This window comes from Microbacterium protaetiae, from assembly GCF_004135285.1.
GTDB lineage: Bacteria > Actinomycetota > Actinomycetes > Actinomycetales > Microbacteriaceae > Microbacterium > Microbacterium protaetiae.
In genome coordinates this window covers 352,110-367,245 of sequence record NZ_CP035494.1, presented here as the reverse complement: position 1 = coordinate 367,245, position 15,136 = coordinate 352,110, and the positions used below count along the sequence as shown (strand labels likewise).

Sequence of the window (15,136 nt, the reverse complement as noted above, 5' to 3'; positions counted from 1 at the left end):
AACAACTCAGTCTGCGGGCGTTCCCGGAACTCCCGATCCCGGGCGATCACAGCACGCGCGCGGGGTCGTCGAGCGCGCCAGACTGAGTTGTTGCACATGGCCGGTCGCGCAGTGGCGTGCGTATGCAGCCGTTCGGGTCAGAGCGCGACGCGGCGCAGCAGGCCGACCTTGTCGTAGACATCACCCAGCGTGCGCTCGGCGACCTCCGCCGCGCGGCGCGCATTGGCCGCGAGCACACGATCGAGCTCGGCGGGGTCGTCGAGCAGATCGAGCGCGCGTTCGCGCACGGGACCGAACTCGTTCACCACGACGTCGGCCAGGCCCTTTTTGAAGTCGCCGTAGCCGCGGCCCGCGTACTCGTCCTCGATGGCCGGTATCTGCCGCCCGGTCAGCGCTGCGTAGATCACCAGGAGGTTCGAGACGCCGGGCTTGTTCTCCCGGTCGTATCGCACCGAGCCTTCGGAGTCGGTGACCGCGCGCATGATCTTCTTGGCGGTTGCCTTCGGGTCGTCGAGAAGCCAGAGCACACCCGCATCGGTGGCTGCCGACTTGGACATCTTCGCGGTCGGGTTCTGCAAGTCGTAGATGCGGGCGGTGTCCTTCTGAATCACCGGTACCGGAACCTCGAATGCCTTGCCATAGCGCGCATTGAACCGCTCAGCCAGGTCGCGAGTCAGCTCCACGTGCTGCTTCTGGTCTTCGCCGACCGGCACGATGTCGGTCTGGTACAGCAGGATGTCGGCCGCCATCAGCACCGGATAAGTGAACAGACCCACCGTGGTGCCGTCTTGTCCGTACCGTTGCGACTTGTCTTTGAACTGCGTCATTCGGCTCGCTTCGCCGAATCCGGTGAGCGTCGAGAGGATCCACGCGAGTTCGGCGTGAGCCGGCACGTGCGACTGCACGTAGAGAGTGGACTTCGACGGTTCGATCCCTGCGGCGATGTACTGCGCCGCCGTGCGCCGGGTCTTCTCGCGCAGCTCGGCAGGGTTGTTCGGCTGGGTCATCGCGTGCAGATCGACGACCGAGAAGAACGCGTCGTACGTCTCCTGCAGGTCCCGCCACTGCAGGAGCGCCCCGATGTAGTTGCCGGCCTGAAGCGAGTCGGCGGAGGGCTGCATTCCTGAATAGAGACGGGGTTTGTTCACCCGACAAGTCTATGGGTGGGATGCCGCGGCCCCATGCCCGCCCCGTCACTGGCCGCCCGGCAGCACGGCGTCGCGAATCTGCACCACCAGGTCGGTCAGGGTGTCGAGCCGTGCGTCGATGGTGTCGAATCGTTTGTCGTGGGTGTCGAGCCGTGCGTCGATGGTGTCGAATCGTTTGTCGTGGGTGTCGAGCCGTGCGTCGATGGTGTCGAATCGTTTGTCGTGGGTATCGAGCCGCGCGTCGATGGTGTCGAACCGCGCGTCGATGGTGTCGAACCGCGCGTCGATGGTGTCGAACCGCGCGTCGATGGCGTTGAGCCGGGTGTCGATGTTCTCGAGGCGTTCCTCGACCCGCTCGAGGCGTTCATCGATCCGCTCGAGGCGCTCTTCAACCCGCTCGAGGCGTTCCTCGACCCGCTCGAGGCGCTCATCGACCCGCTCGAGGCGCTCTTCGACCCGCTCGAGGCGCTCATCGACCCGCTCGAGGCGCTCTTCGACCCGGTCGAGTCGTTTGGCGTTCGCGGTCGCCATCGTGGTGAGAAGACCGACGTGCTCCTCGACGGTGGCGATGTCACGACGAGCAGCGGCGATATCGCCGGACACCAGCATGTGCTGCGGCCTGAGCGTATCGCGCAGGCCGTCGAACTGCTTCTCGAACGCGGCGAAATACAGGCCGGTGGCGTCGATGTGGGTGTCGAGTCGGGAGCGGAGGGCATCAAGCTGCTCGGCGTTCTGATCGAGGCCTCGCGCGATCGCCGGCAGCGTCGGTGCAACGGGTTCGGTCATGAGGGTCACGTTGCTCCTTTCGCGACCGTTCGACGCGGCCGGGGATCAGATGACGGCGGGATTCGCCGACGGCATCGACGCTAGCGTTTCACAGGCCTGTGGAGGGTGCCGCGCAGCAGATCTGTGGAGAACTCGGCACGACGCGGCAGTTGTGGAGGAACCGATGCGGCACCCTCACACCGCGTAGTCGACGACGACGGGAGCGTGGTCGCTCCACCGGGTGTCCCACGACGGGGCGCGCCCGATCCAGTAGTTGCGCACGCGCTCGGCCAGCGCCGGTGTGGCGAGGTGGTAGTCGATGCGCCACCCGGTGTCGTTGTCGAAAGCCTTGCCGCGGCTCGACCACCAGGTGTACGGCCCGTCGACCTCGCCGTGGAAGCGGCGCCCGACATCCACCCAGCCCAGACCGGTGCCGCTGGTGCCGTCGACGCATTCCACCGTGGCTCCCTGCTCGCCGGTGAAACGGTCGAAATAGGCGCGCTCGCGCGGCAGGAAGCCGGCGCGCTTCACGTTGCCCCGCCAATTGCGGATGTCGAGCTCGCGATGGCCGACGTTCAGGTCGCCCATGATCAGCGCGCGTGCTCCACCGGCGGCCAACTGCGGCATGCGCCGTTCCATGGCGTCGAGGAAAGCCCACTTCGCGTCTTGCTTGGGCGTGCCGACTTCGCCACTGTGCACATAGGCGCTGACCAGTGTGAGGCGGGTCCCACCCAGTTCGGTCTCGACCTCGAGCCACCGCCCCGCCGAATCGACACCGTCACCGTCGAGTCCGCGTCGCACTTCGGTGACGGGCGCACGCGAGGCTATCGCGACACCGGCACGCCCCTTGGCGAGTGCCTCGTCGTTGACCAGCTGCCACCCGGGCAGCGCCTCGCGCAGCTGGTCGGCGGTTGCGCGCACCTCTTGCAGCGCCATGATGTCGACATCGGCCTCGTCGAGCCAGGCGAGCATTCCATTGCGCACGGCGGCGCGAATGCCGTTCACGTTTATCGAGGCGATGCGGGCGGTTCCGGTAGGACGTTCGGGTGCGGGCACGCCCTCCACCTTAATGGCGACGTGCGACACCGTTCGAAGATGTGCTGGGCGGTGCGGATGCCTCGACCCGCGCGAGTTCGACCTGCGCGTCGTTCACCATGCGGTCGAGGCGTCGACGCCGGTACCAGGGGGCAACAGCACGAGCGGCGCGGGCGTCGCGCAGATGCAGATGCGCGGCCAGCAGCAGTGCCTCATGCTCGGCCAGCGCGCGTTCGGTGGCGCTGGGCGTGGCAAGGGGCAGCTCCCGATCGGTCGCCGAGACGGCTATCCACGAGGCCGCGACGAGGATGACCACACCGACCAGCCGGAACCACAGGAGGAACGCGACCACGACCGAGAACGTGGCCAGCAGCGGATTCGACGGTGTGTATGAGAGCAGCAGGCCCACCGCGACCTGCAGCACGGCCATGGCCGCACCGCCCAGGAGCGACCCGGGCCAGATCCGTCGCCACGGGAGCGATGTGCCGGCCAGAAACCGGAACAGGCCGACCAGGGCGACGGCGTTGACGATGAACGCCACCAGCGCCGACAGTGCTTTCACGCCCACCTGCGACAGCATCGAGCGGTCGGCCATCCCGAAGGCCACCAGCAGAGCATCCAGTGCCCCACTGGTGATCCAGCTCACGATCGCGCCGGCGATCAAGCCCAGACCGAACAGCACGGCGGCACCCAGATCGCGGGCCTTCAGCAGAATGTAGTTGCGCGTGTCGAAGGGCAGCCCGAAGATGTCGCGCACCGCTCGGCGCGTGAAGGTGACGAACCCGATCGCCGTCCAGATGGCGACGACCAAGGCGACGGCACCGGTGATGGCGAGCACTCCGCTGGCATTGCGTGCCACCTCGGCCACCGCGTCGGGCGAGATCAGGGCGCCCTCGTGATCGCTGATGAGGTTGGGGATGTACAGGTTGATGATGCGGATCATCGCGTCGATCGATCGACTGCCGGCGGGAGTGCTCGCTCCCAGCCAGATCCCGATCACGGCGAACGCCATGTAGACCACCGCGAAGATCGCGAACAACGCCTGATAGCTGATGCTGGCCGCCAGCAAGAAGCCGTTGCTCCGCAGAAAATGCCGCCACACCCGGATCGGAAACCACCCGAGTGTGCGCTGGGTGATCTCCGAAGCGCGGGTCAGCGGTTCATCGAAGCGTTCGCGCAGCGCCGTGGCGGCGGCATCCCACCGCTCGCGCAGCGACTCTTCCTCGGCGTGGGCGAACTCCTGCGGCGTGCGCCGACGCGCGTCGTCTGCCCATGCACGCGTCTGGTCCACGCTCACAGACTAGCGAGCGCCCGCCCCGGAGGATGGACGCTCGCTGCAGAAGAGGGACGGATGCCGCTCAGCGGCCACCGCGCAGGATAGCCTGCTTGACCTCGGCGATGGCACGGGTGACCTGGATGCCGCGGGGGCACGCCTCGGTGCAGTTGAAGGTCGTGCGGCACCGCCACACGCCCTCCTTGTCATTGAGGATGTCCAGGCGCACATCGGCGGCGTCGTCGCGCGAGTCGAAGATGAACCGGTGGGCGTTCACGATCGCCGCCGGGCCGAAGTACTGTCCATCGGTCCAGAACACCGGGCACGACGAGGTGCATGCCGCGCACAGAATGCACTTGGTGGTGTCGTCGAACCGCTCGCGGTCTTCGGCCGACTGCAGCCGCTCCTTGCCCTTCTCGGGGTGCGAGTGGGAGATGAGGAAGGGCTGCACGGCCTTGTACGCGTCAAGGAACGGGTCCATGTCGACGACGAGGTCCTTCTCCAGCGGCAGGCCCTTGATCGCCTCGACGTAGATCGGCTTGGAGATGTCCAGGTCCTTGATCAGAGTCTTGCACGCCAGCCGGTTGCGACCGTTGATGCGCATCGCATCAGACCCGCACACGCCGTGCGCACACGAGCGGCGGAACGTGAGCGAGCCGTCCTGGTCCCACTTGATCTTGTGCAGGGCGTCGAGCACGCGCTCGGTGGGGTACATCTCGACGTCGTAGTCGACCCAGCGGGGCTCGGCATCGACCTCGGGATCGTAGCGACGGATGATGAAGGTGACCAGGAACGACTGGATCGGCGCCTCACCCGCCGGTGCAGACTGATCAGAATCGATGACAGCAGCCATCAGTACTTCCTCTCCAACGGCGGGTACCTCAGCTCGCCTTGCTCGTTCTTGGTGAACACAACAGGCTTCCAATCAAGCTTGATGTGGTCGGTGGCATCCGAGGAGTGCGGATCGCCGGTGAGGTAGGCCATCGTGTGCTTCATGTAGTTCTCGTCGTCGCGCGTCGGGTAGTCGTCGCGCATGTGGCCGCCGCGGCTCTCCTTGCGGTTGCGTGCGGCGTAGACGACGACCTCGGCGATGTCGAGCAGGAACCCGAGTTCGACAGCCTCGAGCAGATCGGTGTTGTACCGGCGGCCCTTGTCGTCGACGTGCACGTTCTTGTAGCGCTCGCGCAGCTCTTCGATCGTTCCGAGCACTTCGCCCAGCGACTCTTCGGTGCGGAAGACCTGGGCCTTGAGGTCCATGTCGTTCTGCAGCGTCTTGCGCAGGCTCGCTATGCGCTCGGTGCCCGTGTTGTTGCGCAGCCCTTCGATGAGTTCGCGCACCTCTTTGGCGGGGTCGTCGGGCAGCGGCACGAACTCGACCGACTTGACGTATTCGACCGCATTGCGCCCGGCGCGCTTACCGAACACGTTGATGTCCAGCAGCGAGTTGGTGCCCAGGCGGTTCGAGCCGTGCACCGAGACGCACGCGCATTCGCCGGCCGCGTACAGACCCGGCACGACATCGGTATTGGTGCGCAGCACCTGGGCGTCGTTGTTGGTCGGGATGCCGCCCATGGCGTAGTGCGCCGTGGGCATCACCGGCACCGGCTCGACGACCGGGTCGACACCCAGGTAGGTACGGGCGAACTCGGTGATGTCGGGCAGCTTTGTTTCCAGGACCTCGGCACCCAGGTGCGTGCAGTCCAGGTAGACGTAGTCCTTGTGAGGTCCGGCGCCGCGACCGTCGAGCACTTCCTGCACCATCGACCGCGCCACGATGTCGCGCGGTGCGAGGTCTTTGATCGTGGGCGCATAGCGCTCCATGAACCGTTCGCCCGAGGCGTTGCGAAGAATCGCTCCCTCGCCGCGGGCACCCTCGGTCAGCAGGATGCCCAGACCGTACAGTCCGGTCGGATGGAACTGGAAGAACTCCATGTCTTCGAGCGGCAGCTTCTTGCGCCAGATGATGCCGACGCCGTCACCGGTGAGAGTGTGGGCGTTGGACGTCGTCTTGAAGATCTTGCCGAACCCGCCGGTGGCGAAGATGATCGCCTTGGCCTGGAAAACGTGCAGTTCGCCGGTGGCCAACTCGAACGCGACCACACCCGCGATCTGGTCCGTGCCCTCGTCGTCGGGCGCCATGATCAGGTCGAGCACGTAGAACTCGTTGAAGAAGTTGATGCCCAGCTTGACGCAGTTCTGGTAGAGCGTCTGCAGGATCATGTGACCGGTGCGGTCGGCGGCGTAGCAGGCGCGGCGCACCGCAGCCTTGCCGTGGTCGCGGGTGTGGCCGCCGAACCGGCGCTGGTCGATTTTGCCTTCGGGGGTGCGGTTGAAGGGCAGACCCATGTTCTCCAGGTCGATGACCGCGTCGATGGCTTCTTTGGCGAGGATCTCGGCCGCGTCCTGGTCGACGAGGTAGTCACCACCCTTGACGGTGTCGTAGGTGTGCCACTCCCAGTTGTCCTCCTCGACGTTCGATAGCGCTGCGGCCATGCCACCCTGTGCCGCACCGGTGTGTGAACGGGTCGGGTAGAGCTTCGAGATGACCGCGGTGTTGGCACCGGGTCCGGCCTCGATGGCCGCGCGCATGCCCGCGCCGCCGGCGCCGACGATCACGATGTCGAACTGGTGGTAGTGCACGCCGTCTTTGACGACGTCACCGGATGTCTGGGTGCTCACGTGTCGGATGCCTCCGTGTCTGGATGTCTGGCGAGCGTGCGGGCTAACCCTGGCACATCTGCCAGAGCGAGCTGTCGGGCGTGACCCCGAGGCAGGGGTCGAAGGTGAACACCACGAGGGTGCCCAGAAGAATGAGCAGAGCGGCGACGATCCACAGCGCCCAGATCAGCACGCGGCGCGTGCCGTTGTGGGTGACGTAGTCGTTGACGATGGTGCGCATGCCGTTGGTGCCGTGGATCAGCGCGAGCCACAGCATGATGACGTCCCACCACTGCCAGAACGGCGTGGCGTATTTTCCGACCACGAAGGCGAAGTCGATCTGGCGCACGCCCTCGCCCAGGACGAGGTTGACGATCAGATGCCCGAAGATGAGCACGACCAGGAGAACGCCGGAGCCGCGCATGAACAGCCAGCCCCATTTCTCGAGGTTGAGGCCCTTGCGACGCGGAGCGAGCGGGGTGCGCGGGTCGGCGATGGTGTCGGCGGTCATGATCAGTGCCCCCCGGTGATCTCGGCCATGATGACCATGAACTGACGCGGGACGAAGCCCAGCATGACGACGACCCACAGGCCGATGACCCCCCACCACAGCTGACGCTGGTACTTCGCCCCCCACTTCGAGAAGTCGACGACGATCACGCGCAGGCCGTTGAAGGCGTGGTACGCGATGGCGGCGACGAGAATGATCTCGCCGATGCCCATGATGGGGTTCTTGTACGTGCCGATCACGGCGTCGTAGGCCTCAGGCGCGACGCGGATCAGCGCCGTGTCGAGAATGTGTACCAGCAGGAAGAAGAAGATCCCGATGCCGGTGATACGGTGCAGCACCCAAGACCACATACCCTCATGACCGCGGTACAGAGTGCCGCGAGGGGTACGGGATGTGGTCTCGGAAACCGACGGTGTCACGCGTGCAGATGCAGACACGGTCGTCCTCCCAGAGTAGAACTCGAGTGGGGGCAGGCGATGCCCCCCGAGGCCGATGGACCCCGGCGTCACACACGGGCGCGGGTCCATCCTATTCCCCTCCTGTGGCCGAGACGGGTTAGGGAGGCCTTACCTGGACATGGACGCGCTCTCACACAGTGAGAGGAAGCCATTGTCGTCTGTCCTGGCCCGTGCGGGGTGGGATGCCGCAGCCGCGGCAGATACCCTTGACGCATGTCGACGCCCGTCTCGGACTTCCATGCCATCATCCCTGCCGGCGGGATCGGCAGCCGGCTGTGGCCGCTCTCCCGTGCGGATGCGCCGAAGTTCTTGCATGACCTGACCGGCTCGGGGCACACCCTGCTGCAGGACACCTGGAATCGGCTCGAGCCGCTGGCCGGTCCCGATCGGATCGCCGTCGTCACCGGGCGGGCGCACCGCGCCGCGGTGGAGAAGGAGCTTCCCGGCATCCCCGACAAGAATGTGATCCTCGAGTCGGAGCCGCGCGATTCGACCGCGGCCATCGGCCTGGCCGCCGCGATCCTGGCCCGTCGCGAGCCCGATGTGATCATCGGGTCGTTCGCCGCCGACCATGTGATCCGCGTGCCGCACCTGTTCGACTGGGCGGTCAAGCAGGCGATAGCGGTCGCGCGCGAGGGATACATCTGCACGATCGGCATCCCGCCCACCGAACCCTCCATCGGCTTCGGGTACATAAAGAAGGCCGCCGAGCTCATCGTCGACGGCGCGCCCGAGGCTGCCACGGTCGAGCGATTCGTCGAGAAGCCCGATCTCGACACGGCGAAGGAGTACTTCGCCGACCGTTCCTATCTCTGGAACGCGGGCATGTTCATCTCGCGCGCCGACGTGCTCCTGGGTGAGATCGCCGAGAGCCGCCCCCAGCTGTACGCGGGTCTGATGGACCTCGCCGAGGCATGGGACGACCGGGATGCCCGGGGCCCGGTCGTCGACCGGGTGTGGCCGACCCTCGAGAAGATCGCCATCGACTACGCGGTCGCCGAGCCGGCGGCCGCCCGTGGGCGGCTCGCCGTGATCCCGGGCCACTTCGACTGGGACGACGTGGGAGATTTCGCGAGCCTGGCCAAGCTCAACTCGCATGGCCGGCCCAACGATCTGGCGATCCTCGGCGAGAACGCGCGCATTCTCTCCGACGCGGCCAGCGGCATCGTGGTGAGCCAGACGAACCGGGTCATCTCACTGATCGGCGTCAAGGACATCGTGGTCGTCGACACGCCCGATGCGCTGTTGGTGACCACGAGCGAGAACGCGCAACGCGTGAAGGGTGTCGTGGACGCGCTCAAGCTCTCGGGGCGGGGCGAGGTGCTCTGAGCGATCGGCGCCGGATGCGGCATCCCTTCGTTTCGGCTTGGTAACCATTCGCCCGCACAGGGCCTGCCGGTATGCAAATTCCTCGTCATACTGGGTAACTTCGTAGATGCCGCGAAGTCCGCGGTCCATCTCTGTGGAGGCCGAGTTGACCATCTCATCTACTCGCAAGCTCGCCGGCATCACCGTTGCCGCGGGTCTCATCGTCGCACTGGCCGGCTGCGGGGCCGCGCCCGAAGCCACAACGCCCACGAACGGCGGCAAGACCGCTGTCGAAGGCTTCAAGCCCTGCATCGTCTCGGACGACGGCGGCTGGAACGACAAGTCGTTCAACGAATCGGCCAAGAACGGCATCGACAAGGCCGCGTCCGAGCTCGGCGTCGACAGCCTTGAGCTGGAGTCCAGTTCAGAAAGCGACTACGCGCCGAACCTCGCCAGCGCCGTCAGCCAGAACTGCACCCTGATCATCTCGGTGGGCTTCAAGCTCTCGGCCGACACGGTCAAGACCGCGCTCGCGCACCCCGACCTCAGTTTCGCCATCATCGACGACGCCGCCGACAACACGGGCGCGAAAGACGCCGACGGCAACGACATCGGCGACGGCAAGACCGATGCGCCCAACATCAAGCCCATCCTCTTCAACACGGTCGAGGCCGCATACCTCGGCGGCTACGCCGCCGCCGCGTGGTCGCACCAGGACGGCGTCGACAAGGTCGGTACCTTCGGCGGCCTGCAGATCCCGTCGGTGGCCATCTTCATGGACGGCTTCATCGACGGTGTGAAGAAGTTCAACGACGACAACAGCGCCAATGTCGCCACCTACGGCTGGGACGTCGATGCGCAGAAGGGCTCGTTCACCGGTGGCTTCACCGCGAACGACACCGCCAAGCAGACCGCGCAGGGCATTCTCGACCAGGGCGTCGACGTGATCCTTCCGGTCGGCGGCCCGATCTACAAGAGCGCTGCGGCCGCCATCAAGGACTCGGGCAAAGACACGGTGATGCTCGGGGTCGACTCCGACCTGGCAGTGGCCGACCCCTCGGTCGCCGACGTCACCCTCGTCTCGATCATGAAGCGCATCGACCAGGCCGTGTACGACACCGTGATGTCGGCGGCCACCGGTGACTTCGACGTCACGCCGTACATCGGCACGCTCGAGAACGAAGGCGTGGGCCTGAGCTCGTTCCACGACTTCGAGAGCAAGCTGCCCGAGGGCCTGACCGACAAGATCGCCGACCTGCAGAAGCAGATCATCTCGGGCGATCTGAAGGTCACCTCGGCCAACTCGCCCACGAAGTAGGCAGTCCATCCGGTCGTCGGGCGGGGGCATACAGCCCTCGCCCGACGGCCGTTCGCTCGATAGGGTGCACACTATGAAGCTGGAGCTGCGGGGCGTCACCAAACGCTTCGGAAGCCTTGTCGCCAACGATCACATCGATCTTGAGTTGCGCAGCGGTGAGATCCATGCGCTGCTCGGCGAGAACGGGGCCGGTAAATCCACCCTGATGAACGTTCTCTACGGCCTCTATCAGGCCGACGAGGGCGAGATCCTGCTCGACGGCGTCACACAGCACTTCAGCGGGCCCGGTGACGCCATCGCTGCCGGCATCGGCATGGTGCATCAGCACTTCATGCTCATCCCGGTGTTCACCGTCGCCGAGAACCTCATGCTCGGCCACGAGCAGACCAGGGCGCTCGGCGCTCTCGACATCGGCGCCGCGCGTCGCCGTGTCAGCGAACTGGCCGATCGGTTCGGATTCCACCTCGACCCCGACGCCCGGGTGGGCGACCTGCCGGTGGGTGTGCAGCAGCGGGTCGAGATCGTCAAGGCGCTCGCCCACGACGCGAAGATCCTGATCTTCGACGAGCCCACCGCGGTGCTGACCCCGCAAGAGACCGACGAGTTCATGGCGATCATGCGCCAGCTGCGTGACGAGGGCACGGCCATCGTGTTCATCACGCACAAACTCCGTGAGGTGCGCGAGGTCGCCGACCGCATCACCGTCGTGCGCCTGGGCAAGGTCGTCGGCGAGGCCAGCCCGACCGCCACCAACACCGAGCTGGCCTCGATGATGGTGGGCCGTGCGGTCGAGCTGACCGTGCAGAAGGGGCCCTCGCAGCCGCAGGCAGGCGGGCTGCAGGTGCGCGATCTGCGCGTGCTCGCCGCCGACGGCACCGTCGTGGTCGACGGGATCGATTTCGACGTGCACCCGGGTGAGGTCCTGGCCGTGGCCGGGGTGCAGGGCAACGGCCAGACCGAGCTGGCCGAAGCCATCGTCGGCCTGCAAGAGCGGGTCACCGGCTCGGTCACGCTCGGCGGCGAAGAGCTCGTCGGCCGCAGCGTGCGAGATGTGCTCGACGCCGGAGTCGGCTTCGTGCCCGAAGACCGGCAGGAAGACGGACTGGTGGGCAGCTTCACGGTGGCCGAGAACCTCATCCTCGACCGCAGCGGCGATGCGCAGTTCCGCACCGCGGGAACGATCCGACGGGCTGCGCTTGACGCTTTCGCCCGCGAGAAGATCACCGAGTTCGACATCCGCACCCAGGGCCCGGCCAGCCCCGCCGGGTCACTGTCGGGCGGCAATCAGCAGAAGGTCGTCATCGCCCGCGAGCTCAGCCGCGAGCTGAAGCTTCTGCTGGCTTCGCAGCCGACCCGAGGCGTCGATGTCGGCTCGATCGAGTTCATCCACAAACGCATCATCGCGACCCGGGATGCCTCAGTCCCGGTTCTGGTCGTCTCCACCGAGCTCGACGAAGTCGTCGCGCTCGCCGACCGCATCGCGGTGATGTACCGCGGCGGTATCGTCGGGATCGTCCCCGCCGACACCCCGCGCGACGTGCTCGGCCTCATGATGGCCGGAGAGAACCCGACGGAGGATGCCGCATGAGCGACCGCGTTCCCGGAGCAGCATCCGAGCCGTCAGGGCTTCCGCCTGAGCAGTTGCCCGCGGCATCCGGCCCCCTCACCGGTCAGGCCTCCGCAGAGATCCCCCCGGCGCCGCGCTCGAATCAGCTGATGCGTGAGATCCTGCGCGGATCGGTCGTGACCACGATCCTGGCCATCGTCGCCTCGATGATCGTGGGCGGCATTCTCATCGCCGTCACCGATGAAGACGTGCAGAAGACCGCGGGGTACTTCTTCGCGCGGCCGCAGGACATGCTTGTCGCCATCTGGCAGGCGGTCTCCGGTGGCTACTACGCGCTGTTCCAGGGCGCGGTGGTCAACCCCGGGGCCCACACTTTCACGGCGTTCATCCTGCCGCTGACCAACACCCTCGGGTTCGCGGCTCCGTTGATCGCCGCCGGCCTCGGCGTCGCGCTCGCCTTCCGCTCCGGCCTTTTCAACATCGGTGCCCGCGGCCAGATCCTGGTCGCCTGCGCGACCGCGGCGCTGGCCACGTTCGGCCTCGACCTGCCGATGTGGATCCACCTGCCGCTGACGATCGTCGCCGGCATCGTCGGCGGTGCGGTGTGGGGAGCGATCGCCGGCCTGCTCAAGGCGCGCACCGGCGCGCACGAGGTGATCCTCACGATCATGCTCAACTATGTGGCGCTGTACCTGGTGCGCTGGATGATCCGCACCCCGGGGCTGCTGCAGAAGCCCGGCTCGAATCAGCCGATCTCGATGGCCACGCCAGAATCGGCGCAGTTCCCCTCGTTGTTCGGTGCGCAGTTCCCGCTGCTGAACTGGGGGTTCCCGGCTGTTGTGATCGCGACGGTGATCGTGTGGTGGCTCATCGAGCACTCCAGCCTGGGCTTTCGTCTGCGTGCGGTCGGCGAGAACCCGCATGCTGCCCGGGCTGCCGGCATCAGCGTGCAGCGCATGTATGTCTACGCGATGCTCATCGCCGGAGGTCTGGCCGGCCTTGCCGGCATGAACCAGATCCTCGGCTCGGTCACCAGCGGTTTCGGCGACGGGATCGATGCGGGCATCGGCTTCGACGCCATCACGGTGGCCCTGCTCGGTCGCTCCCGCGCCTGGGGCACGTTCTGGGCCGGTCTGCTGTTCGGGGCGCTGAAGGCCGGATCGTTCAACATGCAGGCAGCCCAGAGCATCCCCGTCGACATCGTGCTCGTCGTCGAATCGCTCATCGTGCTGTTCATCGCCGCGCCGCCGCTGGTGCGCACGATCTTCTTCCTGCCCAAAGACGAGGCCGAGCGTTCGGCTCGCAAACGCGCCCGACTGGCCAAGGCCCGAGCGCGCGACGACGAGAAGAAGGCGGTGGCCTCATGACCGCGCTGACCGCCACGAACGCCGCCGACTTCACCGTCGTGCGCACCCGGCACTTCAAGCTGCCGATCACCCTGACGATCGTCACGGTGCTGCTGGGCGTGCTGTTCCTGCTCTCGCCGGTCACCGGCGAGAGCATCTTCCAGATCAGCGATCGCGTCTCGTTCGACCTCGCCGACATCCACGTGCCGTCGGCGCCGACCGTCTGGATCGCGTGGGTGATCCTGGCCGTGCTCACCGCGTGGACGTGGTGGGATGCCGCGGCCTACCGCCGCACCGGGCTCTGGCTGTCGATCGTCTTCGCCGTGATGGCGATGTTCGCCTTCCTCACCTGGGCCGCGCAAGACGGCGGCGTCGTGCCGGTGGCCGGCACGCTCGCCGGCGCGCTCTCGCTGTCGGTGCCGCTGGTCTACGGCGCTCTGGCCGGTGTGATCGGCGAGCGCGGCGGCGTGGTCAACATCGCCATCGAGGCGCAGCTGTTGCTGGGCGCCTTTGCGGCGGTGATTCTCTCGAGCATCACGCACAACCCGTTCGTGGGCCTGATCGGCGCGATGATCGGCGGCGTGTTCGTCGCCTTCATCCTGGCCGCGTTCGCCATCAAGTACCTGGTCGACCAGATCATCGTCGGCGTCGTGCTCAACGTGTTCGCGTCGGGGCTGACCGGCTTTCTCTACGGTGCCCTGCTGGCGCCCAACGAGGCCGCGTTGAACACGGCCGTCGGCTTTCCGCGGTGGAAGATCCCGCTGCTGGGCGACATCCCGGTGATCGGCCCGGTCTTTTTCAACCAGACGTTCATCGTGTACCTGATGTACGTGGTGATCGCCGTGGTCGCCTGGGGGATGTACCGCACCCGCTGGGGACTGCGACTGCGTGCGGTCGGCGAGCACCCGCAGGCCGCCGACACCGTGGGCATCAAGGTCAACCCGACGCGGTTCTGGAATGTGCTGCTGGCCGGGGCGATCGCCGGCATCGGGGGTGCCTATTTCACGCTGGTGTCGGTGCCGCAATTCACGAAGGACATGACCGCGGGCCTCGGCTTCATCGCGTTGGCCGCCGTCATCTTCGGCGGGTGGGATCCGATCAAGGCGACCCTGGCCGCGCTGCTGTTCGGCTTCGCGACGAACCTGCAGAACCTGCTCACGGTGTTGAAGACCCCGATCCCCAGCGAGTTCATGCTCATGCTGCCGTACGTGGTGACGATCCTCGCGGTGGCGGGCTTCGCCGGCAAGATCACGGCCCCGGCCGCCGACGGAAAACCCTACATCAAGGGATGACCGCGGCTGCGGCATCCAGAACAGCGGAGGAGATCGTGACCGACATCGACTGGGACGCACTGCATGCGGCGGCGCGCGAGGCCGCCGGGCGCGCCTACGCGCCGTACTCGAGGTATCGCGTGGGCGCGGCCGCACTGGTCACCGACGGACGGATCGTGGCCGGCTGCAACGTCGAGAATGCGTCGTACGGGGTCACGCTGTGCGCGGAGTGCGGGCTGGTCTCTCACCTGCACATGTCGGGTGGCGGGCACCTCGTGGCGTTCGTGTGCGTCAACGGCGAGGGCGACACGATCATGCCGTGCGGCCGGTGCCGTCAGCTGCTGTTCGAGCACGCCATCACCGGGATGCTGCTGGACACGGTCTCGGGCATCCGCACGATCGACGAAGTGCTGCCCGACGCCTTCGGCCCTCGTGATCTGGAAGCGGCCGCGCGTTGAGCGCACGTGAGCGAGGATGC

General features: G+C 66.6%; 14 protein-coding genes. 6 read left to right on the top strand and 8 right to left on the bottom strand.

What is annotated here, in order from left to right; all coding sequences use genetic code 11:
• Nucleotides 1–137 precede the first annotated feature (137 nt).
• From trpS to sdhC, 8 genes are all read right to left on the bottom strand, one after another.
• Complete coding sequence (trpS, locus tag ET475_RS01695) at nt 138–1,148, bottom strand: tryptophan--tRNA ligase (protein WP_129385426.1); 1,011 nt, start codon at nt 1,146–1,148, stop codon at nt 138–140.
• Between the two features lie 45 nt (nt 1,149–1,193).
• Nucleotides 1,194–1,934 (bottom strand): LA_3659 family protein, encoded by a 741-nt coding sequence (locus tag ET475_RS01690; protein WP_129385424.1) that lies wholly within the window; start codon nt 1,932–1,934, stop codon nt 1,194–1,196.
• A 174-nt stretch (nt 1,935–2,108) separates the two neighbouring features.
• Nucleotides 2,109–2,969 carry an exodeoxyribonuclease III gene (locus ET475_RS01685; RefSeq protein ID WP_207205384.1) on the bottom strand — a complete coding sequence of 287 codons (861 nt, stop codon included), beginning with the start codon at nt 2,967–2,969 and terminating at the stop codon, nt 2,109–2,111.
• 10 nt (nt 2,970–2,979) lie between these two features.
• On the bottom strand, nt 2,980–4,239 hold the full coding sequence (locus ET475_RS01680; RefSeq protein ID WP_242497724.1) for a YihY/virulence factor BrkB family protein: 1,260 nt from the start codon (nt 4,237–4,239) through the stop codon (nt 2,980–2,982).
• 67 nt (nt 4,240–4,306) lie between these two features.
• Nucleotides 4,307–5,074: a succinate dehydrogenase iron-sulfur subunit gene (locus tag ET475_RS01675; RefSeq protein WP_129385422.1), complete on the bottom strand. Its 768-nt coding sequence runs from the start codon at nt 5,072–5,074 to the stop codon at nt 4,307–4,309.
• The gene (gene sdhA, locus ET475_RS01670; RefSeq protein WP_129385420.1) at nt 5,074–6,900 is read right to left on the bottom strand and encodes a succinate dehydrogenase flavoprotein subunit; all 1,827 of its coding nucleotides are present in this window, start codon (nt 6,898–6,900) and stop codon (nt 5,074–5,076) included. Before sdhA ends, ET475_RS01675 begins: the two co-directional genes overlap by 1 nt.
• A gap of 43 nt (nt 6,901–6,943) precedes the next feature.
• Nucleotides 6,944–7,390 carry a succinate dehydrogenase hydrophobic membrane anchor subunit gene (locus ET475_RS01665; protein WP_129385418.1) on the bottom strand — a complete coding sequence of 149 codons (447 nt, stop codon included), beginning with the start codon at nt 7,388–7,390 and terminating at the stop codon, nt 6,944–6,946.
• Nucleotides 7,391–7,392: 2 nt separating this feature from the next.
• The gene (sdhC, locus tag ET475_RS01660; protein WP_242497723.1) at nt 7,393–7,827 is read right to left on the bottom strand and encodes a succinate dehydrogenase, cytochrome b556 subunit; all 435 of its coding nucleotides are present in this window, start codon (nt 7,825–7,827) and stop codon (nt 7,393–7,395) included.
• A 234-nt stretch (nt 7,828–8,061) separates the two neighbouring features.
• On the opposite strand from sdhC, the gene ET475_RS01655 reads away from it, so the two are divergent.
• The 6 genes from ET475_RS01655 (at nt 8,062) to ET475_RS01630 (ending at nt 15,116) form a co-directional block, all read left to right on the top strand.
• Nucleotides 8,062–9,177, top strand: a complete 1,116-nt coding sequence (locus ET475_RS01655) for a mannose-1-phosphate guanylyltransferase (protein ID WP_129385414.1) — start codon at nt 8,062–8,064, stop codon at nt 9,175–9,177.
• A 145-nt stretch (nt 9,178–9,322) separates the two neighbouring features.
• Entirely contained in the window at nt 9,323–10,474 is a 1,152-nt protein-coding gene (locus tag ET475_RS01650) for a BMP family lipoprotein (RefSeq protein WP_129385412.1), read from the top strand.
• A gap of 73 nt (nt 10,475–10,547) precedes the next feature.
• Nucleotides 10,548–12,062 carry an ABC transporter ATP-binding protein gene (locus ET475_RS01645; protein WP_129385410.1) on the top strand — a complete coding sequence of 505 codons (1,515 nt, stop codon included), beginning with the start codon at nt 10,548–10,550 and terminating at the stop codon, nt 12,060–12,062.
• The gene (locus tag ET475_RS01640; RefSeq protein WP_129385408.1) at nt 12,059–13,408 is read left to right on the top strand and encodes an ABC transporter permease; all 1,350 of its coding nucleotides are present in this window, start codon (nt 12,059–12,061) and stop codon (nt 13,406–13,408) included. The genes ET475_RS01645 and ET475_RS01640 overlap by 4 nt, the downstream gene beginning before the upstream one ends.
• Nucleotides 13,405–14,679, top strand: coding sequence for an ABC transporter permease (locus ET475_RS01635; protein ID WP_129385406.1), 1,275 nt, complete (start codon nt 13,405–13,407; stop codon nt 14,677–14,679). Before ET475_RS01640 ends, ET475_RS01635 begins: the two co-directional genes overlap by 4 nt.
• Complete coding sequence (locus ET475_RS01630; protein ID WP_165310677.1) at nt 14,676–15,116, top strand: cytidine deaminase; 441 nt, start codon at nt 14,676–14,678, stop codon at nt 15,114–15,116. Before ET475_RS01635 ends, ET475_RS01630 begins: the two co-directional genes overlap by 4 nt.
• The last annotated feature ends 20 nt before the right edge of the window (nt 15,117–15,136 follow it).

Excerpts from the sequence above, each read along its gene's own strand:
- ET475_RS01690 (WP_129385424.1), bottom strand. The coding sequence starts at position 1,934 with ATGACCGAACCCGTTGCACCGACGCTGCCGGCGATCGCGCGAGGCCTC.
- ET475_RS01655 (WP_129385414.1), top strand. The coding sequence starts at position 8,062 with ATGTCGACGCCCGTCTCGGACTTCCATGCCATCATCCCTGCCGGCGGG.
- ET475_RS01635 (WP_129385406.1), top strand. The coding sequence starts at position 13,405 with ATGACCGCGCTGACCGCCACGAACGCCGCCGACTTCACCGTCGTGCGC.
- ET475_RS01675 (WP_129385422.1), bottom strand. The coding sequence starts at position 5,074 with ATGGCTGCTGTCATCGATTCTGATCAGTCTGCACCGGCGGGTGAGGCG.
- ET475_RS01630 (WP_165310677.1), top strand. The coding sequence starts at position 14,676 with ATGACCGCGGCTGCGGCATCCAGAACAGCGGAGGAGATCGTGACCGAC.
- ET475_RS01645 (WP_129385410.1), top strand. The coding sequence starts at position 10,548 with ATGAAGCTGGAGCTGCGGGGCGTCACCAAACGCTTCGGAAGCCTTGTC.
- ET475_RS01665 (WP_129385418.1), bottom strand. The coding sequence starts at position 7,390 with ATGACCGCCGACACCATCGCCGACCCGCGCACCCCGCTCGCTCCGCGT.
- ET475_RS01640 (WP_129385408.1), top strand. The coding sequence starts at position 12,059 with ATGAGCGACCGCGTTCCCGGAGCAGCATCCGAGCCGTCAGGGCTTCCG.